Source organism: Acinetobacter sp. NIPH 542 (genome assembly GCF_000369825.1).
In the GTDB taxonomy this organism is placed as follows: domain Bacteria; phylum Pseudomonadota; class Gammaproteobacteria; order Pseudomonadales; family Moraxellaceae; genus Acinetobacter; species Acinetobacter oleivorans.
This window is the reverse complement of record NZ_KB850206.1, coordinates 1647549-1669629: the sequence shown is the minus strand read 5'-3', so window position 1 is coordinate 1669629 and position 22081 is coordinate 1647549. Positions and strand designations below refer to the sequence as shown.

Genomic DNA, 22081 nt, shown 5'->3' with positions numbered 1-22081 from the left:
ATCTTTAGATTTCTTGTTCGGATAACTGACGTACAGCAATGGCGCTTTCACATTCTAGTGCGCGTTTTGCAAGCGCTTGAGCTTGGCTGTAGTTAAGTGTACGAATTTGGGCTTTTACTAAAGGAATACTATTCGGAGACATGCTGAGCTCATCTACGCCTAATCCCATAAGAATCGGTACAGCTTTTGGATCAGCTGCGAGTTCTCCGCATATACCCACCCATTTGCCATGTTTGTGTGCAGCTTTTACAGTGTGATCAATCAATTGCAAAATACTTGGGTGGAGGCCATCTGCTTCAGCCGAGAGGATAGGGTGACCACGGTCAATGGCTAAAGTATATTGGGTTAAGTCATTTGTTCCTATACTGAAAAAGTCCACTTCTTGAGCAAGAATAGGCGCAAGTAAAGCAGCAGAAGGAACTTCTATCATAATACCAACTTGTAAGTTGGTGCATGGATGTACAGTTTTAACTTCATCAAGAATAGCTTTGGCAGCACGCCATTCTTCTACACGACCAATCATTGGAAACATGATTCGTAAAGGACGATCATCTGCCGCTTTAAGCAAAGCGATAAGTTGTTGACGTAACAGCTCTGGCTGTCTTAGTGTCAAACGGATACCTCTTAGGCCTAAAAATGGATTTTCTTCTTCAGCAATTGGAAGGTAAGGAAGTGGTTTGTCACCACCTACATCAAGAGTACGTACTACAAGTGGGCGACCAGCGAGGGCATCTAGCACAACACGATAATCTGCTTCTTGGGTAGCTTCATTTGGAGCACTGCTATGAGCCATAAAAACAAGCTCTGTTCTAAGTAAGCCAATTGCTTCTGCGCCACATTCAACGGCATGAGCTGTAGCTTGAACTTTTCCTAAATTTGCAGCAACTTCGATTTGGTGTTGATCTACGGTAATCGCAGGTTCTTGGCTGTGACGTTCAGCCTCTTCACGAATTTTTTGTTGAAGCTCTCGTTCTTGTTTTGCTTGTTCGATTTGCTGAGTGTTCGGGTTTAATACAAAAGTTCCTGTATCTCCATTAATTAAAAGAGAACTCTTTTGTTCAATCTCTAGTACCTGCTCACCAGCACCAACAATTGCAGGAATACCTAAAGCACGAGCAACAATAGCGCTATGTGCACTTGCACCGCCTACAGCTGTCAAAATGCCCGCTACTCGATCTTTATTAAGGCGAGCCACATCACTAGGGCCCACATCATACATGATCAAAATATAAGGCTCTTTAGGCTCTTCGATAATAACTTCACCACAGAGCTGTGCTAAAACCCGATCGCCAATATCACGTAAGTCTGTAGCACGCTCAGCCAGTAATCGGTCTGGTAAAGCTGCTTGCTCTTTAGCTGCTGCTTCAATATGTTCATGCCAAGCAGCAGGAGCAGAAAGGTTTAAGTTAATCTTTTGATAAACACCATTAATAAGATCTGGGTCGTCTAGCATTTCCAAATGCGCTTGGAAAATTTGCTTAATTTCAGCTACTTCAGATTTTGCAATAACTTGGTGAATATTGTTTTTAACTGCGTGAAGAGCAATATCAAGTTTTTCTTTTTCTGCTTTAACGCTTAAACCCATACGTTCATATTGGTAAACCTTAGGTTTGATGACATGTACGGGGCCAAAAGCTAGACCACTAGAAGCTGGAATACCTGTATTTGTACTCAATGTTTTCGGCAATGACTTTACTGTTTGAAGCGATTGAGCTTCTTGGGTATCTGAAGATTGAATAGGTTCAACTTCTTCTCCTAAGCCTTGTTGCACGGCCTGAATAACTTTATCTAAAGCCTCAACAGCATCTGTTTCTGGCTCGGCAATAAAACGTAAAGTTTGACCACGTTTACATCCTAAAGCCAAGAGGCGCGTCAAACTTTTGGCCGAAACAAAATTACCATCGTCAACCGCAACCTGAATATCACCTTGAAAACTTTTAGTTAAGTTCACCAAATGAGTCGCTGGTCGAGCATGTAATCCATGGGCATTGGCTAATACAACCGAACGATGAGGCCAATCTGGAATGACATCTGCACCAATAATTTTAGCAATTTCATTTGGTGCTTGTGTTTGATCTAGCTGCGCGACTTGTTCTGGGTTAAATAAAATATCAATAAGACGATTAAATCTTTGGCTATCTAACTGCTCATTGGCAGCAATACAGACGAGAGTATTTAGTTTTTGTCCATTTACATCTAAAGCATGGCTTGGCTTTACAATACTGATTGCTGGCTGTTGAACAAACTTACTACTAGAAATAGACCAGATCTGGTCTTGTAACTGGATAACTTGATCTGGCTCAAGTGAGCTTAAAAAACCACATTTTACGAAATTATGTTTTTTGAGAATTTGAGAGGCTGACCACAATAAGTCTTCGATATCTTGAGATTCAATTTCAGTTTGAATTAAATTTTCATGCAGTGTTAAGGATAGGGGTTGAGCTTGTAATAGTTCAATAATTTGCTCAGGTTGCGTCGCATTTTTTACTTGTTCACTTACATCCTGCATTAACGCTCTAGTTAATATTTGTAGTACTTGTAAATGCTCATCAGATTTTGCTGCAATAACAACAGCTAAATAAATCGTGTTTTCCCCATCCCAGATTATTCCTTCAGGGAAGTGAGCTAACCGAATACCTGTTTCTAAAATAAATTCACGAGATTGTGGCGTACCATGCGGAATAGCAATACCTTGACCTAAATAGGTAGCGCTTTGTTGTTCACGATTGATGAGTCCTGTTATATATTCAGGCGTAACTAACCCATCTTTTACTAATATATCTACTAGACACTGTAATGCATGCTTTTTATCAACAGCATGTTGATTCATATGAATATGTCGAGGCTCGAGTGCTAGCATACTTATCCTTGAACAATTTCTTAGGTTTTAACTAAAACAGAAAAAAAGAAGCTGTTTGTATTAAAATAGGTTGGTTTACCTGTTTTTAAACAACAGCTTCAGACAAATTACCATAGCAGAACTTTAAGTTTATATCGACGTATTTACGTAAATAATGCTTATTAAAAATACAAAGGAATCACGACTTAATATATTTTAGTTTCTTATGGTAACTATAAATTTAATAAAGTTATTTTATAAAAAGGGGACTGCTAATAATAAAAAAAACCTCTACACCGGATTACGGGCATAGAGGCAAAAACTAAATGATAGAGTTTAAATTACTATTGAATTTCTTGCTCTAAGACTGACCACAGCTTTTGATGTGATTTTTTAAACATTAACATGTGGCCGATTGATTTATAGCCGAGCCTTGTCGGGTTCAGTTCTAGCATTTTAGTAGATGCATTCGGATATAGGTGTAATAAATCTGCGACGTTGTGTTGAGTGGCAATTTCATCATCACTTGCCCAAATTGAAGTAATAGGGCAAATAATTTCACTATGAAAGTCATGAAAAATAGTTTTACCAATAGCATTTTTCACATAGCCCGGGTGACTACAAAACTCTCTCCACTGTTGTGCGACTTTTTTAGGCAGGTTTTCACCCATTCCAATAAATTGAGTAGCACCATAACCTTTTAAGGTACTCGAAATTGGAAAGATAACGTTAAACATGACGGGGGCTAGAAATTTTGTTTTACCTTTAAGTCCTTTTACATGGCCTGTAGAACCTGCTACTGCAACAACTTTTGCTACTTTATGAAAATTTGGCACAATCCCTAGCAGTTGCCCACCCGCACTATGGCCAAGAAGAGTAACTTTTTCTGCTTGGGTTTTTTCTAATAAAGTTTCAATTGCACAAGGGATATCAAGCGTTCCCCAATCATTAATACTCGCTGTACTTTGCTTTAGAGGCCCATGCAATGAATCTCCAATTCCACGGAAATCAAAGCTTAATACATCATAGCCTTGCTGGCTTAACCATGTAGCAAAAGAATGATAAAAGTTTTTGGTAATACCTGTTGCTGGACAAATCAAAACAGGATGTACCGATTTCTTTGATTGAGTTGGATAAAATTGTGCAGCAAGTTGATAACCATCTTCGCAGGTCATCCAAAATGATTCAAAAGTGTTATCCATAATATTACGTAATGATTAGCTTTTAATGACTTTAATTTACATGAGTTCCAAAACGATACTTGATTAAAATGTGACTATAAAGTCAAGATTTGTGCTATACAGCTCATTAAATTTTAATAAAACGAATAATTGGAAAAAAGATGGATTTACCGAAAGCTGTACAGTTAGCAATTGTGTTTAGTGGCATATTTTTATGGGTAGGAATGTTCACAGGGGTGTGGAAGTATTGGCAAATACGCCGTTCAGAGTTACATCGTGCCCACTATTATGTTGACATTGCTCATCGCAGTAGCTTGCTATATGCGGCTGCTAGTCTCATTCTTGCTGTATTAAGCTATTTTACTGTTTTAAATGAAAATGTTGCTTTGTGGTGTGTGTTAGCTAATATTTTCTTTTTTAGCTTTTCAATATTGGTTTATATCATACATGGATGTTTACAGGACACGACAAATCAATTCAAAACTCCCCATCGGTTGGGCAGATTTAATTTACCTTCGTGGATGATGTCTTTAATGATGGTGGGATTAATTGTGACTGAATTATTGGCTACAGCTATTTTAGTTATTGGAACAATTTTTTTATTTGTAGGTATATAAAAATGGATGATTACTCATCCATTTTTTAAGAATTCAAATTTTGTTGACTAAGACGTCTTTTAGCTAGTTTTCGCATCTTATGATCGACAAAGGCCCACACACAAAATATGAAAGAAACGACCATCGCATACATAAAGTATTCGGGTTTCAGATTTCCTTTAATCATACCTTGAAACAGTAAAGTCAGCATAAGAGCAAGCGGTGTTACTCCATAAACAACTGAATCTTTGCTGTTCAGAGTGTTAATGAAGACTTGTTTGTTGAAATGTAATGATAACATCTCCATCCCTCCTTGTGGTTGCGCTAAAACCTAATGTTTTAGTCAAGAATAAGTTTTAAGTTTAATGTTGTACTGCTATTTTTGATTCAGTTCAATAGCAAATAGAAAATTTTTTGAACAGTTTTATAAAAACCTCTATATTTATAAAGGTTTAAGGTATTAAAAAAGTAAATGTTTAATATTTTTGTATGAAATACTTATTCTTTTAGAAAAGAGAAATTATTTAAATGAAAAGTGTATTAATTTCTCTTTCCTATGGTTTTGCTTTAGCTATTATATTTTTTTAAAAAAACTATCGATCGCATGTTGAGCAATTTCTGCATCTTCAAAAGATTGAACACCCGATACACCAATAGCACCTAAAATTTCACCTTCATAAATAATCGGTATTCCACCTTCTAACATCCCTTGAGCACTAGGCATACTTAAGAAACCAAGACGCCCACTTTTTAGAAGCTCTTCGTAAAATTTTGACGGTCTACCTGATATTGCAGCGCATTTTGCTTTTTCTAGGCATAGATGTGTAGTTAGAGGAGAAGCACCATCTAATCGTTTCATGAATAATAGAGAGCTTGTTTCATCAACAATCGCGATGCTGACTTTAAAGTTGTGTTCAATTGCATATTTTTGAGCTTCTTCCATTAAAAACTCTGCATCTGCTAATGTTAGGTAATATTTAGTTTTCATTGTTGCTCTTCTTTCCTGAGTAGCTAAAAATTATTTTAGTGTAATTTTACAGTAAAAATTAATTATATCTATAGTTGATTTGTCATTAAAAACTAGTATGGAAATAAAATGCTGGTTGGGTAAACACAGCATTCTATTCAATATATAAAATCATGTTTGGATAAAACTCGATTTCAAAAAAGTCACTAGATTAAATGCTTTTGAATTTAACTTTGTCGATAATTACGGTAACTGCAAGAACAACTAAAGATGGGATCAACCAAGCTAAGTTTTGTTCATTTAATGGTAAATGTTGAAGGAATTGAGGTAAATAATTGCTGAAGCCTGCAACTTTAAGTCCATCGATAATACCGAAAATTAAAGCAATACTTGTTACTGAACCGACAATAAAAGAAGGCTTATGCCAAAATTTCCAGAAGAAGCTCAGCATAATCACCACAATTGCTGGTGGATAGATTGCACTTAAGACAGGTACTGAAATAGCAATCAGTTTAGTTAGGCCAAGATTCGAAATAATGAAAGAGAAACCAACTAAAATAAACACTAAAAGCTTATATGGTAATTTCGTTAACTGAGCAAAGTACTCACCACACGCACAAGTTAAGCCAATTGCTGTAACCATACATGCTAAAAAGATTAGTCCAGTTAAGAATAATGAACCCATATTTCCAAAAGCATGTTGTACATATGCATGTAAAATTACTGCGCCATTTGCTGCATTTGGTGCTACTTCATGGCTACCTAAACCTAATTTGAATAAGCTTAAATAAACTAAAGTAAGGCCAACACCTGAAATGAGACTGGCAATAATTGCATATTTGGTGACTAACTTTTTATCAGTAACGCCGCGAGAGTAAATCGCTTGAATAATAACGATACCAAATACTAGTGCACCTAACGTATCCATAGTGAGATAACCGTTTACGAAACCCTCTGAAACCGGAGATGTGACGTAATGATTGATCGGAGCTGGTACGTAACCTGCTGGAATCATCACTGCTGCAATACCTAAAATTGCTAAAGCAATAATTTTTAGCGGGGCAAGTACATGTCCTACAGTATCCAATAACTTGTTTGGATAAAGTGAAACTACAGTTACAAATGAAAAATAAATTGCGCTATAGATTAAAAGACTACTACTTGAGGTTCCAAAATAAGAGGAAAAACCAATTTCATAAGAAACAGTAGCTGTACGTGGGGTAGCAAATAGAGGGCCGACTGATAAATAACAAACAACAGTTAAAATCAGACTTGCTACTCGACCTAAGGGAGAGCTAATAATTTCAATGGAACCCTGCATACGAGAGAGTGCCATGATGGTAATTACAGGTAAGCCGACAGCCGTAATTAAAAAGCCTAGTGCAGCTAACCATACATGCTCACCAGCTTGTTGAGCAACGATGGGAGGAAAGATAATATTGCCAGCCCCAATAAAAAGGGCAAAGGTCATAAAACCTAAGGCAATAATATCTCCGGTACGAAGATGTTGCATAAATTAAAGTTAATAAAAAAAGAAGGAATTTTAGAGCAAAAGTAATCATGATCAAGGGCTAATTTAAGTGAAAAAGCTTTTTTTCAGGTGGTTAAAACCATATATAGTGTTATAAGCGTTTGTTTGGTTAAAGTATGTACTTGAAAAGCCATAAAAAGGAGAAAAGAACTTCTTTTTAAGTTCTGACTTTTTATAAAAAATATGTAAGAATAAAAACATAAATTTTTATTGTGAATGCCGAATATTTAAGCATTTTAGGCTTTTGGTCTGACTTATATTCATCCTAAAATATTTTGAATTACCTTAGGTTTTTGTAGGGAAGGGCATGTTTCTTGTCTGCGAGGATAGAATTGAATGAGAGCTTCTACTGTTACCATTAAAACTGAACAAGATCTGGAAAAGTTAAGAGTTTCTGGACGCTTGGCTGCACAAGTTTTAGAAATGATAGAGGCCTATATAAAACCGGGCGTATCTACTGAGTATTTAGATAACCTCTGTAATGACTATATTGTAAATAATTTAAAAGTTATTCCTGCTAATGTGGGATATCACGGTTTTACAAAAACGATATGCACTTCAGTCAATGAAGTTGTTTGTCATGGCATACCATCGCCGAATAAAATTTTAAAAGATGGCGATATTATTAATATTGATGTCGCAATTATTAAAGATGGTTATTTTGGTGATACGAGCCGCATGTATTTTGTGGGTAATGTAAATCCACAAGCAAAAAAATTAGTTGATACAACTTATGAGGCCATGGTTGCAGGTATTCACACTGTTAAGCCAGGAGCTACATTAGGTGATATTGGTTATGCTATTCAGTCGGTTGCTCATCGAGAAGGCTATAGTATTGTTCGAGAATATTGTGGACATGGGATTGGTAAGGTTTATCATGAACAACCTAATGTTTTGCATTATGGGCAGCGCGGGCAAGGCTTAGTCTTAAAGAAAGGAATGGTTTTTACCATTGAGCCAATGGTAAATGCAGGTCGGCCGCAAGTGAAAGAGTTAAATGATGGATGGACAGTCATTACTCAAGATCATTCATTATCTGCTCAATGGGAACATATGGTTGCAGTAACAGATACTGGTTTTGAACTATTAACCCCATGGCCTGAAGGTGTGGGAAGTTATCCTGCAATTTGAAAAATATAAAAAAAGTTCGATAAATTATCGAACTTTTTTATTTTAACGCTCAGAAAGATTTTCTACTAAATAATCAATAAATACTCGAACAGCAGGTAGTAATCCTCGGCGTGATGGATATACGGCATGGAATATACCGTGAGCTGCTTTCCAATCTGGCAAGATTTGTACAAGCTGCCCCGATTTCACAAAATCTTCAGCCGCTGTGTCAGGTAACAAAGCAATACCACAATTTTGACTCGCAAGTTGGGCGAGCATATAGATATTTGTTCCCATTACTGTTGGGCTAACTTTCACTTTTTTCTGTTGATTGTCAGGTCCATGCAGTATGAATTGTTGATCGAGATGCTCTTCAGACAAACTTAAAATACGGTGTTCACTGAGTTGTTCAGGATTTTTTATATCCCCAAACTCATTTAAATAGGCCTGACTTGCGAATAGGCTTTGTTCTATAAGCGCAAACTGTCTAAGAACTAAACTTGGATCGTCATCCAGTTTTGAGCGAACTCGTAATGCGATATCAATCCCTTCATTAATCACATCTACTCGACGGTTACTGACCATCAGTTGCAAACGAATTTCTGGATATTTTTTTAAGAAAGCAGGTAGGATTTTTGGAAGTTGATTTTGAGCAATATCAACAGGAACGCTAACCTTCACTACACCTCTAGGTTGAATGCTTAAATGATCAACCAAATCATGGGCAGCTTGAGCAGCATTCATCATGACTTGAGCATGTCTGTAAATATCCATCCCAATATCTGTAACAGCAAAATGACGAGAACTACGTTGGATTAAGCGAACCCCCAAGTTTTCTTCTAAGCTGTAAACGCGGCGACTTAATTTTGATTTTGGTATATCCGTTACACGCTCAGCAGCACTAAAGCCACCATGCTCAACAACAAGAGCAAAACAATAAAAATCATCAAGATCGGTGAGCATTAAAATATCCTATTTCTGCAACAACTATGATTTTACATTATTATTTTTGCAACGATAATTCTTATACTAAATTTTTTGTAAGTGGGGGATAAATACGTTACTCATTGCTAGAAATGGCTTTTGAAATTATATTGTAATTACGTTGTATTTTTAATGTATGTATATAAAAAGGATTTTATAGTCTATCTATAGAACTATTTCTCAATCTCTTCTACACTATATTTTTCTCTACTTTTCAAATCTAATGTCTTATCAACTGATAGAACTTAACCATGTCTCTGCAAATATTGAGTGTCCATTTTGCAAACAAGCGATAATTGACTGGGCACAAGAACAGTATGTTCAGCCATGCGAACATACTTTATTTATTGCGATGGACTTGGGCTTTGAATTTGTTGCAGATCGATTTGAAGAGTGCATGAACCAGAGCGTGGATGAGTTACACGAAGATCCAAACATGAATATTTTTGAAGCTCTAACGACAACAGCTTATGAAAATTTGATTGTTTTAAAATCTGATTTAGGTGTTGAAGGTTTGTTTCGCTATGTTGGGGTAAGCGATCTTTAAAATTAAGAGCATAAAAAAGCCAATCTATTGATTGGCTTTTTTATTATTTACGCTTCTGGTGCAGCGCTATATTGTTCAACTAATGGTTTTAATTCACCATTTTGGAACATTTCTAGCATAATATCGCTACCGCCAATAAGTTCGCCATTTACCCAAAGTTGCGGGAATGTAGGCCAATTCGCAATTGCTGGTAAGGTTGCACGAATATCAGGATTTTCCAGAATATTTACATATGCAAATGGACGACCAATTTGACTGAGCGCCTCTACAGCACGTGCAGAGAAACCACATTGTGGAAACTGTGGAGTGCCTTTCATGTAAAGTAAAACGGGATGCTTCGCAATTTGATCGCGGATTAACGCTTCAGTATCACGTGCTTGTTCAGTCATAAATAGATCCTCAACTAATCTAGCAGCATTATAGGGGGTGTTTATGTTGCTTTGCAAACCACCTTAATGCTTAAAGTTGCATTGAATATTCAATATTTTATTGTATAAACCGAAGTGATAGCGAAAAGCAGACGAAATTTTAGATAAATGATTGATGAGACTTTTCATCAGAGCCAGTTTTTGTTTATATAAACCCTTCTAAAAACCTCATACAGACAGAGTTCGTTATGACTGATATTACCCTAGCTCCAATACAACCTGATCAACCATCACACTTAATGGCTACTTATGGTCGCCAAGCGATCAGTTTTGTACGAGGCCGAGGGGCATATCTATATACTGAAGATGGTACAGAATATCTAGATGCTTTAACGGGTATTGCTGTATGTGGTTTAGGTCATGCTCACCCAGTTATTGCAGAAGCAATTGCTGAACAAGCTGCAACCCTTGTGCATACAAGTAATCTATTTGAAATTCCTTGGCAAACTGCTGCTGCCCAGAAGCTTGCAGAGGTTTCTGGTATGGAAGAAATCTTCTTTTCAAATAGTGGTGCTGAGTCAAATGAAGGTGCGATTAAGATTGCTCGTAAATTTGGTACTCAACAAGGTGTACGTTTACCAAAGATTATTGTGGCAGAACAATCTTTTCATGGTCGTACTTTAGCAACACTTTCAGCAACTGGTAATAAGAAAGTACAAGATGGTTTTGCTCCTTTAACCAATGATTTTATTCGTGTGCCATTTGGTGATGTAGAAGCAATTCAAGAAGCTGCATTGCAGCATCCAGATATCGTTGCAATTTTGATTGAACCAATTCAAGGTGAGGGTGGTATTAATACTGCTCCTCAAGGCTTTAGCTATCTTGAAGAAGTTCGCAATATTTGTAATCAGCATAACTGGCTTATGATGCTAGATGAAATTCAAACAGGTAATGGGCGTACTGGTAAATATTTTGCATATCAGCATACCAACATTGTGCCTGATGTCTTGACGACTGCGAAAGGACTTGGAAATGGTTTTCCAGTAGGTGCTGTAATGACACAAGGTAAAGCTGTTGGTTTATTAGGACCTGGTAGTCATGGTTCTACCTATGGCGGTACTGTATTAGGTTCTCGTGTGGTTTATACGGTAATCGATACAATTCAAAAAGAAAATGCTGTAGAAAATGCGGCAGTAGTAGGACGCTATATTGTGGATCAACTTCGCACACAGTTAGCTGACAAGAATGTTCAGGTGCGTGGTTTTGGTATGATGATTGGTATTCAATTACCTAAAGACTGTGCTGAACTCGTTGCGATTGCTCGTGATCAGCACAAGCTTATTATCAACGTTACAGCAGGTTCTGTGGTTCGTCTTTTACCGCCAATTAATATGACTCAAGCACAAGCTGATGACTTATTAGAACGTTTAGTTGCTTTGATTAACAATTATCTTTAAGTTTCAGTATTAAAAATGGGCATCTATATGCCCATTTTTTATTTCGAATAATTAACCAGAGATATACTGCTTTAACTGTTCAATTAAATTTTTCTGGTCTTCCATTGCTGCTTTTACCAAGTCACCAATAGAGATAAAACCAACTAATTTTTCATTGTCTAATACAGGTAAGTGACGTAAGTGGCGATCTGTCATAAGCTGTAAACACTCTTCAACTGTGTTGTTTAGACTTACAGTAAGCACCTTAGATGTCATAATTTCAGCAACTGTAGTGCTATATGAAGAACGTTCCATCAGTGTTACTTTTCGCGTGTAGTCACGTTCAGATAAAATTCCGACAACTTTTTCACCTTCGGCTACCACTAACGCACCAATTCCTTTATCAGCCATGATCTTAATCGCTTCAAGGACAGTGGCTTCAGGAGAAATTGTAAAAATATCTTGCTCTGATTTGTTTTTGATTACTTGTGCAACGATTGTCATTTCTTCTGTCCTATGTTTTATCATTTTGTTTTAAATTAGCTTGATTTTATAAAAATGCAAAGACTTGATAGTCATTCAAATACAAGTTTTACACTCAAGCGTTCAAAAAGCATTCTAATAGAGATTAAGAACCTAAAGAAAACTTTAGGCTCCTTGCCAGTGCGGCTGTTTAAAAAAGAAATGTTGCATTTGTTGTGTAGATAATTTCAACTTGCGATGAGAAGAATTAAACAAAGCTGGTGTAACGTTGAGTCGAGTTAAAGTTGGTAATAAAGACTCGTGAAAATCTTTAGGAGTAATTCTTCTAGGTTTGTAATGTGGCCAATGTTCTTTAGCGTAGCGGTGAGCTTGCAATCCATTGAGCCAAAAAGGAAAAATAAAGTCTTCTTGATCTGATTTAATTGCCCAGCCCTGATGAAATAATCCCCAGAGAACTCCGCAATACATCATGGTTCTTAAAATATAAATTTTAATCATCAAGTCTTTTGAAACCGGTTGCAGATTGCTTAAACTATTCATTGTCAATTTAATGGTTCTTAACTTATCTTGCTTATTATAGAAAAATCAGATGACATTTCAGTTTAAACAGGTATCAAATCGTAAACAAATATTCCCAGCTATAAAAAATGTCACTTGAGAACGTCAATATGATTAAAGCGTTGACATTAGCGTAAGACAAATGAAGTGCATAGCAAATTATATTTATAGAATATTTTTACAGACATAAAAAAACGCCACTTGCGCTAAGACTGAAGTGGCGAAGTAAGGCTTTATATAAATTGATAACTTTGGGTTTTTACGGGTACAAAAAACGCCACCTGAGCAAAACAAAGCGATTAAAGCTTTGGTGAAGCGCAAGAAGAGATAAGGGATGAATTGGTTTATATCAAATTTTACAGACATAAAAAAACGCCACCTAGGTGACGTCTCTTTATGCTTGCATTGTGGCTAACTTTTGCCAGTATTGTGCTTTAAGTGAGTCACGTTCAACACGGAAACCTTGATAATATAATTCTGCTAAGAATAGAGCGGCTTTACCATGCCCAGCGCGAGCAACTTCTTCTAACTGTGCAACCGCATCTTGGAAATTCATTTGAGAGTGAATTGTGTTTACTGCAGTTGCATATACATGTTCTAAATCATGATGAGAGATACGTTGAATCATAGAAAACTCCTTATTGTAATTATGATTACTTTTTTCTAAAGGCTAGTGCCTTTAAATTAATTTAACTTAGAATTATTAAACTAATATTACAAATTGATGGATTTGTCAACTATTTGTCATTTCGTTTAGTTCACTATTAGGATACATGATTAAACATTATTCACAAATAATTTTGATTAAAATCAATATGAGAATAAAAGACAAGGAGAATAAAATATGACAAATACAATCGACGGCTTTGTTTTTGACACGCCTCCTAAAGAGGAACAAATCATAGAACTGGCCCATTATCACCGTAAATTATTAGATGAAGCTATTTTTCATGAGGAAATCCATTTAGGGGATTACTGTCTAGCACAGCGTAAAAGGGTGTTTGATTTTGCTGGTCATTTGGAACCCGCCCAAAAAAACTGGTTTTATCAAGTTTATGATGGGGAACTTCGAAAAATTGCTGATGAAGACGAATTGCATCCAGCAGATGCAGAAGAAGGGTTAAGTATTTTTGCTATGTTTTTAGTTTTGGTGATTATTGCGGCAATTTTATACTTTTCCGTCATTCGTTCACTAATAAGTTAAGCATATTCATACTATCCAGTAAGGTATGATTATTAACCTTACTGGATGTTTGATCTTGTACTTATGAGTATTGAACCCTACACTACACTAATTCGAGGTAGGTCATGCTCATATTCAAACAAAATTTTCTTAAATTAAAGTCTGAGTTAAAAGTTGATCAATGTTTTAACCTGTTTGTGGTTATTGTCATTGGCTGTATTTTTGTGCTGTCATATTTAGCATTACTTCGGCCTATTAGTCCGGATCAATATCAACGAATTATACAACTTTCTCATCAGGCTACTTATCCAAGAACTCAAGACATGGCTGAGTTGCTTATAGCTCAGTCAGAAATTCATCGGGCAGATTATTTAAAGTTAATGCATGCTTACCAATTTGAGGGTGCTCATATTAAGCAATATCCAGCACTCGCTCAGGAAGATACTCAGTAAATGGGTTAATCAGGCTAAATCTTGGTTTCCAAAGCTTTTTGAGCACTATTGTGGCAGGCAAAATTTTGAATTTATGCTAAACTTTATCTTTTTAAACGCGCTGCTTTTCAAGGAATCCGCATGGAGCAACAATCGAATATGCAAAATAAATTCTTGATAGATGCTGAGATCGGTGATGACGATGTCACATTACCTAATTTACCTGCTATCGATGTTCCCATCGTTGAATCTCCTGTTAAATCGCAAGAAAATATTGAAGCAGCCAAAGTTGAATTAACTTCTACAGAAACTGCGGTTGAACAACCAAAAACTGGTTTTTTTGGCCGGATGAAAGAGGGTTTAACCAAAACTCGTCGTAATTTCGCTGATGGTATGGTCAATATCTTGATTGGCGGAAAAGAAATTGACGATGAGTTACTCGAAGAAGTCGAAGAGCAATTATTAGTTGCAGATATCGGTGTTGAAGCTACTAAAACGATTATTACCAATTTAACAGAGCGTACAGCTCGTGGTGATTTGATCTATTCCCACTCTCTATATAAAGCGTTGCAAGAAGAGTTGGTTGCTTTGTTGGCCCCACGTGTTAAACCTTTGCATATTGATCCTAACAAATCACCTTATGTGATTTTAATGGTTGGGGTAAATGGTGTTGGTAAAACTACAACGATTGGTAAATTAGCGAAACGTTTGCAAGGCGAAGGTAAAAAAGTGATGTTGGCTGCTGGGGATACGTTCCGTGCTGCAGCGACAGAACAATTACAGATCTGGGGTGAACGTAATGATATCTCTGTGGTAGCTCAAGGTCACGGAGCTGATAGTGCTTCTGTGATTTTTGATGCTTTTGAAAGTGCTCGTGCTAAAGGAATTGACGTATTAATCGCAGATACGGCAGGTCGTTTACATAATAAGAGTAACTTGATGGAAGAACTCAAAAAAGTTAAACGTGTGATGCAAAAAATTGATGCGACTGCACCTCATGAAATTATGTTGGTAGTAGATGCGGGTACAGGGCAAAATGCGATTAACCAAGTGCAAGAGTTTGACCAAGCTGTAGGTTTAACTGGTATCACCATTACCAAACTGGATGGGACTGCGAAAGGCGGTGTGCTCTTTAATATTGCAAGTCGCACCCATGTGCCAATTCGTTTTATTGGTGTTGGTGAAAAAATTGATGATTTAAGACCATTCTCGGCGAAATCATTTGTTGCTGCACTGTTTGAAACTGATAAGTAAAACGGTTGTTAGCATTCAAAAGCTTCACTAAAACGTGAAGCTTTTTTTATATGTATATCTTTTTTTATTGTTGCGAAAATAAAACGAACTGTCATATTTTTAATGCTGATTATGAAAAATGACTTTAATACACTGTATTCATTCCCAAACAACGGCCCTTGGCCAATCAATAGGTAGGAAATAACAAAATGTCTACTTTCTTAGATAAAATTAAAAATCGTCGTACTATTTATGCAATTGGTAAAAATGTTGCATTAGATCGCACTAAAATCGAAGAAACTATCCGTGAAGCGGTTAAACATAGTCCTTCAGCTTTTAACTCGCAGTCTTCACGTGTGGTGACACTATACGGTGAATCACATGCTAAATTCTGGAATTTGGTTGGTGAAGCATTACGTAAAATTGTTCCTGCTGAAGCTTTTGCTGGTACAAACACAAAAATTGATAGCTTTGTAGCTGGCGTTGGTACGGTTTTATTTTATGAAGACCAAGCCGTTGTTAAAAGCTTACAAGAGCAATTCGAATTATATGCAGATAACTTCCCAGTATGGTCTGAACATTCAAGTGCGATTGCTCAATTTGCAACTTGGACTGCGCTTTCAGAGCTTGGTTTAGGTGCATCTTTACAGCACTATAACCCGATTGTTGATGCAGAAGCTGCTGAAGCTTTTGATGTTCCTGCAACTTGGAAACTACGTGCTCAATTAGTATTTGGATCAGTTGAAGCACCAGCAGGCGAAAAAGCATTTATTAATGATGCTGATCGTTTCAAAACTTTCAACTAATTGAAAGTTAAAAAGAGTACCTAAATAGGTACTCTTTTTTTATGTGCTTTTTGAATTAATAAAAAGGTTAAATCAACACAAATTGATAAAATTCAAATGTATATCTAATAATAGTAACTCTAAAAATTAGCGGGTCACTGCACTGTCATAAAATAGTCACAATCATATTGCATATTGCTCATGATTTAATAGCTTATCAAATATAGAGAAAGAGACAGATGACTTTAAGATTAGGTGTTGCTGCAATTAGTTTATTACTCAGTAGTTCGGTATTTTCAGCAGTTACAATTACAGCGCCAGAGGAAATTGTAATCCTTGCTGTGAATGGTCAAGAAGTCAATTCTGGGTTATTTCGTTCATCTAAAAATAATTATAAAGTTGATGCGGGTGAAACTAGCTTAAGCGTGCGCTATCAAGAATATTTTGAACATTTAAATGGTGAGCATGACATTATTAAATCTGGTGTAGTCACAATTCAAACGCCTGCATTGCAAGATGGGAAAACTTATAAGCTTTCGATGGTAGATGTACCTAAAGATTATGAAAATGCGAAAAAATATGCTGAACAACCAACAGTTGCTTTATACAGTGCAAATAATGAATTAATTGTGAAACAAACGGGCGCAAACAATGAAGCAAAGCCATGGTTTGCAACTGGCTTGTTGGGTAAAGTAACTGACTTTACAACTAAATCATCTAAGCCACAGCCTGAAGCAGTGTATGCATCGGCTAAACCTGCTTCTGCTCAAGTTGTTGTTCCAACTGCAACGTCTATGGCAGTAACAGGTGGAGCACAAACGAATGATCAACGTTTAGTTGAAACTTGGCAGAAAGCATCTAAAGCTGAGCGTCAAAAATTCATGGCATGGTTAGCTGAACAATCAAATTAATTAATTGCTATTTAAAATAAAGCCGATTTAATATCGGCTTTATTTTTAGAATTTTTATAAATAGCCTAAGTATACTTTATGAATAATTTAAATTTCCGTTTATCTTCATTGGCCGATATTCCACAACTTGTAGATTTAATTAATAAGTCTTATCGGGAACAGCAGGGTCGAAGTTGGACAACAGAGCTCGAGTGGGTAAAAGGACTACGTATTACAGAGCATCAATTAGAAGAACAACTACAACTTAGGAATTCAACATTATTGGTAGCGGAAACTAAATTTTCTAAAATTGTTGCATGTGTTGGGCTCACATTTGAAAATAGTCAGGTTGAGATTGGAACATTTTGTACGGATCCTCAAGTTCAAAATATGCGAGTGGGTCGGTCTGTTTTAGAATATGCAGAGCAATATGCATTGAAAAAAGATCCCCATCTGACAAATGCTGTAATGTATGTACTAGATGTCCGTTCTGAATTGATAGCTTATTATGAAAGACGTGGATATGTGAAAACGGGTAATGAACAGCCATATCCAGTTGAGGCAAAGGTAGGCGTGCCAAGGGTGCCTATTAAGTTAGTTGAAATGAAAAAAGACCTCATTTGAGGTCTTTTTGATTTAGGTTAGAAACCAGATGTAATAGCCTAAAAGCATGAGAGGCCAAGCCACCCATGGGCTAAATAGCCATTTCCATAGCCAGAAGTTGGGTACGAAACCCACTCCATAAATAAAGCCACCAGAAATACCAATCATCACCAGCATAAGCTGGCTATGATTGTAGTGTCCATTAGCATCTAGCATGAGTGAAGGATAAACCAACAAAATTCCAGCAAGAGGCAATGCCAACAGAAAAGAAAGGGCCATTGCAAATGCTTGAGCTTTTCGATGATTTGATGCTGTCATTGCTTTTGCCATCATTTATTCCTCATCTAAATTTTGATGATGTTCGATATAAAGTGCACTGAGTACACCCGCAAAACATGCCATCAAAATGCCTAGGATCCATGCGAAATACCACATTGTGTTCTCCTTAATACAAGCTATGCGAGTTTGACTCGATGTGTTTGTTGGTAATGACTCCCCACATTTTGTAATAAGACCAACTGGTATAGATCAAAATAAGAGGAACAAAAATGCAGGCAGCAACCGTCATAACGCCTAAAGTAAGGTGACTTGAGACAGCATCCCACATTGTCAAGCTAGAATTAGGGTTGATACTCGATGGAAGCAGGAACGGAAATAAGGCAAAGCCAGCAGTTAAAATTGCTCCAACAATCATTAAACTTGTGCCAGTAAAACTTAAGCCCGCTTTTGCTTTTGAAGATGCAAAAATTGCAATGATAGCGCCTAATATTGCAAGAACTGGAGCAACTTTAGTCACTGGATAGGTGCTGTAATTATTCATCCAACCCGGATTGCTATTAGTCACCACTTCTTTAGCTAAAGGGTTGAGTGCAGCATTTGGATCTATGGCAACAGCATAGCTATAACCTGGCACTTGCCCGAAATAGAGCCATGCTCCAATCACAAGGAAACAAATTAAAAATATAATTGCCATAATTTGAGTAGCTTTGGCAGAGCGTTGTTTTAAAGTTTCATCTGTGCGCAACATGAGCCATGCACCACCATGTGCACAAAGCATAGATAAACTCACAACACCACAAACTAGGGCAAATGGGTTAAGAAGAGCAAAAAAACTACCAGTATATTCAGAGCGTAAAGTGTCGTCTAACCCGAATGGTAGTCCTAGAAATAAGTTGCCGAATGCTACACCAAATACAAGGGCTGGAACGGCGCCACCAATGCACAGGCCCCAATCCCAAGAATTACGCCACTTGGTATTATCTAGTTTAGAGCGATAATCGAAGCCAACCGGTCTTAAGAAGAGGGCGAATAAAACTAACAACAGTGCCCAGTACATGCCAGAGAAGGCAACTGAATAGACCATTGGCCAAGCAGCAAATAGTGCACCGCCCGCCGTAATAAACCAGACCTGATTCCCATCCCAGTGTGGTGCAATCGTGTTGATTGCAGCACGGCGTTCGCTATCGGTTTTTCCAACGAAAGGCATGAGAGCCATAGAACCCATATCAAAGCCATCAGTTAGAGCGAAGCCGATCAGAAGTACGCCAACTAATACCCACCAAATGATTTTTAATAATTCATATTCAATCATGATAAGGCCTCCCCATTAACAGCTGTTTTCGGTTCTTGCTTTTCAAAATGATATTTGCCAGTGTGCAGAGAGCTTGGCCCTAAACGAGCAAACTTGATCATTAAATACATTTCAATAATTAAAAGAGCTGTATAGAACGCTGCTAAGGCAAGAATCGAACCCCATACATCACCAGTACTTAAACTAGAAGTGGAGAGGTGGGTTGGTAAGATTTCACCAATTGACCATGGTTGACGTCCACCTTCAGCTACATACCAACCAGTTTGTGCAGCAATCCAAGGAAGTGGCAGTGCAAACAATGCATATTTAAGTAACCAAGGTTTGTTTTCAGCATTTCTTTTTGCTACAGCCCAAGTCGCTAAAATGAAAAGTAATAGCATTAAGAAGCCAGAGGCAACCATTGCGCGGAAAGAGAAAAATAGCGCTGTAACATTTGGAACAGTATCTTTTACAGCAGCTTTAATATTTTGCTCGCTTGCATCAACTACATTGGGTGCATATTTCTTAAGAAGCAGACCATAACCTAGATCTTTTTGATTTTTTTCAAAAGAAGCCAATAACTCTGGTGAGCGATCGCCTGCACGTAATTTTTCAAGTTCAGCATAGGCAAGCATACCGTTACGAATACGGACTTCATGCTGTTGCATGAGGTCTTTAAGACCAGTAACTTCTTTGGTTGTTGAGCGAGTTGCAATTAAACCTAATGCATATGGAATTTTAACTGCATAATCTGTCCGCATTTCTTCATGATTTGGTACGCCAAACAAGGTAAACGGAGCAGGAGCAGGGTGAGTATCCCATTCGGCTTCAATCGCAGCGAGTTTAGTTTTTTGAACATCACCTAGCTCATAGCCAGATTCATCGCCTAACAAAATCACTGAAAGTGTAGATGCAAGACCGAAAATTGCAGCAATTGCAAATGAACGACGTGCGAAAGGTAGATCACGTTTTTTAAGCAAGTAGTAGCTTGAGATAGCAAGTACAAAAATTGCACCAGTTACATAACCCGCAGATACAGTGTGGACGAATTTAACCTGAGCTACCGGGTTAAAGATAAGCGCGCCAAAATCAACTAATTCCATACGCATCGTTTCAAAGTTAAATGCAGCACCTACTGGGTTTTGCATCCAACCATTCGCCACTAAAATCCAGAGCGCTGACATGTTGGAACCTAGAGCGACTAACCATGTTACACCTAGATGCTGAACCTTAGTTAAGCGGTCCCATCCAAAGAAAAATAGACCAATAAATGTCGATTCAAGGAAGAATGCCATAAGGCCTTCAATTGCTAATGGCGCACCGAAAATATCACCTACATAGTGTGAGTAATAAGCCCAGTTTGTTCCAAACTGGAACTCCATTGTTAAGCCAGTCGTAACCCCTAAAGCAAAGTTAATACCAAATAATTTTCCCCAAAATTTAGTCATATCTTTGTAAATTTCTTTACCAGAAATGACATAAGTGGTTTCCATGATGGCAAGGATAAATGCCAAACCTAAAGTTAAAGGGACGAAAAGAAAGTGATACATTGCGGTCATTGCAAATTGAAACCGCGAAAGATCAACCACGCTTTCAGAAATCATCAACGTGTCTCCTTAATGTTGGAAATGTTATCGCCAGCAATATGCTCAGCGACCTGATTGTCGAAATTTTTGGGGATGGTGGGAGCATCAAACCAAATATGTTTAATCGTTAAAAGAAGCACTATTTTTATTATTAGAATAATAGTGATTTCTTTAATTAAACGACTATTAAGATTTTTAAAATAAAGGCTCATATATTAAACCTCATTTGATAATAATTTTATTATTAATCAAAATATAATAAAAATAAACATTAAATATATTTAAAATGAATATTTAAATAATTAATCTTTATAAAACAACACCTTGTTATTTTAAAATAAATATCATACTAAAATGGTTTGAATTAATTATTAATTCCTACTAAAACACTTGTAAATAAAAATATAAAGTTTATTAAAATGGTTTGTTTTTATTTAATACCAACTAAAATAGTTGTATATAATATTTGTCAACTTTATTTCCAACTAAAGTGCTCGGGATAATAAATATTAATTAAGAAAGAAAATAACAAAATGCAGGCGTAATGAAGCCTGCAAAAAGTGATAAGACACTACAAGAATAATTAAGAGTTAATCGGGTGCAAAAAGATCGTTAGATACAGAAATTTTCTTAGCTACATAATGACTTTTATGAACTCTGACAAGAATAACTTGAGAGTATAATTCGAGTTCACCGTACTCTGGTTCTACTTGAACGTAATGTAGCTGACCAAATTCATCACGCACGCGGGCTTGGGCAGAAAATCCAGGTCTGGCATTACCACTAGAAATGGTTGCTAATCGGCCTAAAAGGTTATAGTTGGTATGAGTGAGCTTGGGCTTAATCACTTGGTCAAGGCAGTGAATCATGAACACAGTAAAAAAGATTGCGATCACAAGTGCAGGGACGATTAAATAAAATGGGGAAATAAAATAATGTTGTATTGCGAAGAAAGAGAGTTGTAAAAAGTAACCTGCATAACTGAAATTGATAAGTAAAAAAACGAAAATTAGAGCTTTAGAAAATTTAACATTAAGTAGCGGTGAATTAGAAAGCCAATCGGGTGCAATTTTTTTGAGTAATTGGCTTGGACGGAGTCCAATATACATACCAATGGTTTCTACCACGCTGAGCAATATCAAAGCCACTACACTTAAGTGAAATGGCATAAGATAATAATTGAAAAAGAAATCAGCCATG

General features: G+C 36.8%; 26 protein-coding genes. 10 read left to right on the top strand and 16 right to left on the bottom strand.

Annotation, left to right across the window (positions count from 1 at the left end; genetic code table 11):
• Window positions 1-4: 4 nt before the first annotated feature.
• Complete coding sequence (ptsP, locus tag F886_RS13290; RefSeq protein ID WP_005306212.1) at window positions 5-2860, bottom strand: phosphoenolpyruvate--protein phosphotransferase; 2856 nt, start codon at window positions 2858-2860, stop codon at window positions 5-7.
• Window positions 2861-3183: 323 nt separating this feature from the next.
• Window positions 3184-4041 carry an alpha/beta hydrolase family protein gene (locus F886_RS13285; protein WP_005306209.1) on the bottom strand — a complete coding sequence of 286 codons (858 nt, stop codon included), beginning with the start codon at window positions 4039-4041 and terminating at the stop codon, window positions 3184-3186.
• Between the two features lie 140 nt (window positions 4042-4181).
• Between F886_RS13285 and F886_RS13280 the strand changes: the two genes are divergently transcribed.
• Window positions 4182-4637, top strand: a complete 456-nt coding sequence (locus F886_RS13280; RefSeq protein ID WP_005306206.1) for a hypothetical protein — start codon at window positions 4182-4184, stop codon at window positions 4635-4637.
• Window positions 4638-4662: 25 nt separating this feature from the next.
• On the opposite strand, the gene F886_RS13275 is transcribed toward F886_RS13280, so the two are convergent.
• From F886_RS13275 to brnQ, 3 genes are all read right to left on the bottom strand, one after another.
• Window positions 4663-4917: a hypothetical protein gene (locus F886_RS13275; protein ID WP_004791919.1), complete on the bottom strand. Its 255-nt coding sequence runs from the start codon at window positions 4915-4917 to the stop codon at window positions 4663-4665.
• Window positions 4918-5190: 273 nt separating this feature from the next.
• Window positions 5191-5604, bottom strand: a complete 414-nt coding sequence (locus F886_RS13270; RefSeq protein ID WP_005306202.1) for a GlcG/HbpS family heme-binding protein — start codon at window positions 5602-5604, stop codon at window positions 5191-5193.
• Between the two features lie 190 nt (window positions 5605-5794).
• Window positions 5795-7096: a branched-chain amino acid transport system II carrier protein gene (gene brnQ / locus F886_RS13265; protein ID WP_005306200.1), complete on the bottom strand. Its 1302-nt coding sequence runs from the start codon at window positions 7094-7096 to the stop codon at window positions 5795-5797.
• A gap of 354 nt (window positions 7097-7450) precedes the next feature.
• On the opposite strand from brnQ, the gene map reads away from it, so the two are divergent.
• The gene (map, locus tag F886_RS13260) at window positions 7451-8245 is read left to right on the top strand and encodes a type I methionyl aminopeptidase (RefSeq protein ID WP_005306198.1); all 795 of its coding nucleotides are present in this window, start codon (window positions 7451-7453) and stop codon (window positions 8243-8245) included.
• Between the two features lie 42 nt (window positions 8246-8287).
• Here the strand turns inward: map and F886_RS13255 are convergent, their stop codons facing one another.
• Window positions 8288-9187: a LysR family transcriptional regulator gene (locus tag F886_RS13255; RefSeq protein ID WP_005306196.1), complete on the bottom strand. Its 900-nt coding sequence runs from the start codon at window positions 9185-9187 to the stop codon at window positions 8288-8290.
• A 244-nt stretch (window positions 9188-9431) separates the two neighbouring features.
• On the opposite strand from F886_RS13255, the gene F886_RS13250 reads away from it, so the two are divergent.
• The gene (locus F886_RS13250; protein WP_005306193.1) at window positions 9432-9755 is read left to right on the top strand and encodes a hypothetical protein; all 324 of its coding nucleotides are present in this window, start codon (window positions 9432-9434) and stop codon (window positions 9753-9755) included.
• 47 nt (window positions 9756-9802) lie between these two features.
• Here F886_RS13250 and grxD read toward each other — a convergent pair whose 3' ends face one another.
• Complete coding sequence (grxD, locus tag F886_RS13245) at window positions 9803-10144, bottom strand: Grx4 family monothiol glutaredoxin (protein WP_005306190.1); 342 nt, start codon at window positions 10142-10144, stop codon at window positions 9803-9805.
• A 227-nt stretch (window positions 10145-10371) separates the two neighbouring features.
• Between grxD and F886_RS13240 the strand changes: the two genes are divergently transcribed.
• Entirely contained in the window at window positions 10372-11580 is a 1209-nt protein-coding gene (locus F886_RS13240; protein ID WP_004791935.1) for an aspartate aminotransferase family protein, read from the top strand.
• Window positions 11581-11631: 51 nt separating this feature from the next.
• On the opposite strand, the gene F886_RS13235 is transcribed toward F886_RS13240, so the two are convergent.
• From F886_RS13235 to F886_RS13225, 3 genes are all read right to left on the bottom strand, one after another.
• Window positions 11632-12063 carry a CBS domain-containing protein gene (locus F886_RS13235; protein ID WP_004791938.1) on the bottom strand — a complete coding sequence of 144 codons (432 nt, stop codon included), beginning with the start codon at window positions 12061-12063 and terminating at the stop codon, window positions 11632-11634.
• A 144-nt stretch (window positions 12064-12207) separates the two neighbouring features.
• A complete protein-coding gene (locus tag F886_RS13230; RefSeq protein WP_005306184.1) occupies window positions 12208-12582 on the bottom strand; it encodes a DUF2750 domain-containing protein in 375 nt (124 codons plus the stop codon).
• 412 nt (window positions 12583-12994) lie between these two features.
• Window positions 12995-13228, bottom strand: a complete 234-nt coding sequence (locus F886_RS13225) for an SEL1-like repeat protein (protein WP_002121063.1) — start codon at window positions 13226-13228, stop codon at window positions 12995-12997.
• Between the two features lie 216 nt (window positions 13229-13444).
• On the opposite strand from F886_RS13225, the gene F886_RS13220 reads away from it, so the two are divergent.
• The 6 genes from F886_RS13220 (at window position 13445) to F886_RS13195 (ending at window position 17746) form a co-directional block, all read left to right on the top strand.
• Entirely contained in the window at window positions 13445-13804 is a 360-nt protein-coding gene (locus F886_RS13220; protein ID WP_004791942.1) for a hypothetical protein, read from the top strand.
• 104 nt (window positions 13805-13908) lie between these two features.
• Window positions 13909-14235 (top strand): hypothetical protein, encoded by a 327-nt coding sequence (locus F886_RS13215; protein ID WP_005306180.1) that lies wholly within the window; start codon window positions 13909-13911, stop codon window positions 14233-14235.
• A gap of 120 nt (window positions 14236-14355) precedes the next feature.
• Window positions 14356-15468, top strand: a complete 1113-nt coding sequence (ftsY, locus tag F886_RS13210) for a signal recognition particle-docking protein FtsY (RefSeq protein WP_005306178.1) — start codon at window positions 14356-14358, stop codon at window positions 15466-15468.
• Between the two features lie 188 nt (window positions 15469-15656).
• Window positions 15657-16253, top strand: coding sequence for a nitroreductase family protein (locus F886_RS13205; RefSeq protein WP_005306175.1), 597 nt, complete (start codon window positions 15657-15659; stop codon window positions 16251-16253).
• Between the two features lie 218 nt (window positions 16254-16471).
• Window positions 16472-17143, top strand: coding sequence for a YccT family protein (locus F886_RS13200; protein WP_005306172.1), 672 nt, complete (start codon window positions 16472-16474; stop codon window positions 17141-17143).
• A gap of 78 nt (window positions 17144-17221) precedes the next feature.
• On the top strand, window positions 17222-17746 hold the full coding sequence (locus tag F886_RS13195; protein ID WP_005306169.1) for a GNAT family N-acetyltransferase: 525 nt from the start codon (window positions 17222-17224) through the stop codon (window positions 17744-17746).
• A 12-nt stretch (window positions 17747-17758) separates the two neighbouring features.
• Here the strand turns inward: F886_RS13195 and F886_RS13190 are convergent, their stop codons facing one another.
• The 6 genes from F886_RS13190 to F886_RS13165 form a co-directional block, all read right to left on the bottom strand.
• Entirely contained in the window at window positions 17759-18058 is a 300-nt protein-coding gene (locus F886_RS13190; protein WP_005306166.1) for a cyd operon YbgE family protein, read from the bottom strand.
• A complete protein-coding gene (gene cydX / locus F886_RS19930) occupies window positions 18059-18160 on the bottom strand; it encodes a cytochrome bd-I oxidase subunit CydX (RefSeq protein ID WP_000270276.1) in 102 nt (33 codons plus the stop codon).
• A 10-nt stretch (window positions 18161-18170) separates the two neighbouring features.
• On the bottom strand, window positions 18171-19316 hold the full coding sequence (cydB, locus tag F886_RS13180) for a cytochrome d ubiquinol oxidase subunit II (RefSeq protein WP_005306163.1): 1146 nt from the start codon (window positions 19314-19316) through the stop codon (window positions 18171-18173).
• A complete protein-coding gene (locus F886_RS13175) occupies window positions 19313-20899 on the bottom strand; it encodes a cytochrome ubiquinol oxidase subunit I (RefSeq protein WP_005306160.1) in 1587 nt (528 codons plus the stop codon). The genes cydB and F886_RS13175 overlap by 4 nt, the downstream gene beginning before the upstream one ends.
• Window positions 20899-21093, bottom strand: coding sequence for a cytochrome oxidase putative small subunit CydP (gene cydP / locus F886_RS13170; RefSeq protein WP_005306157.1), 195 nt, complete (start codon window positions 21091-21093; stop codon window positions 20899-20901). The genes F886_RS13175 and cydP overlap by 1 nt, the downstream gene beginning before the upstream one ends.
• Before the next feature lie 378 nt (window positions 21094-21471).
• Complete coding sequence (locus F886_RS13165; protein ID WP_005306154.1) at window positions 21472-22080, bottom strand: OB-fold-containig protein; 609 nt, start codon at window positions 22078-22080, stop codon at window positions 21472-21474.
• Window position 22081: the final 1 nt, after the last annotated feature.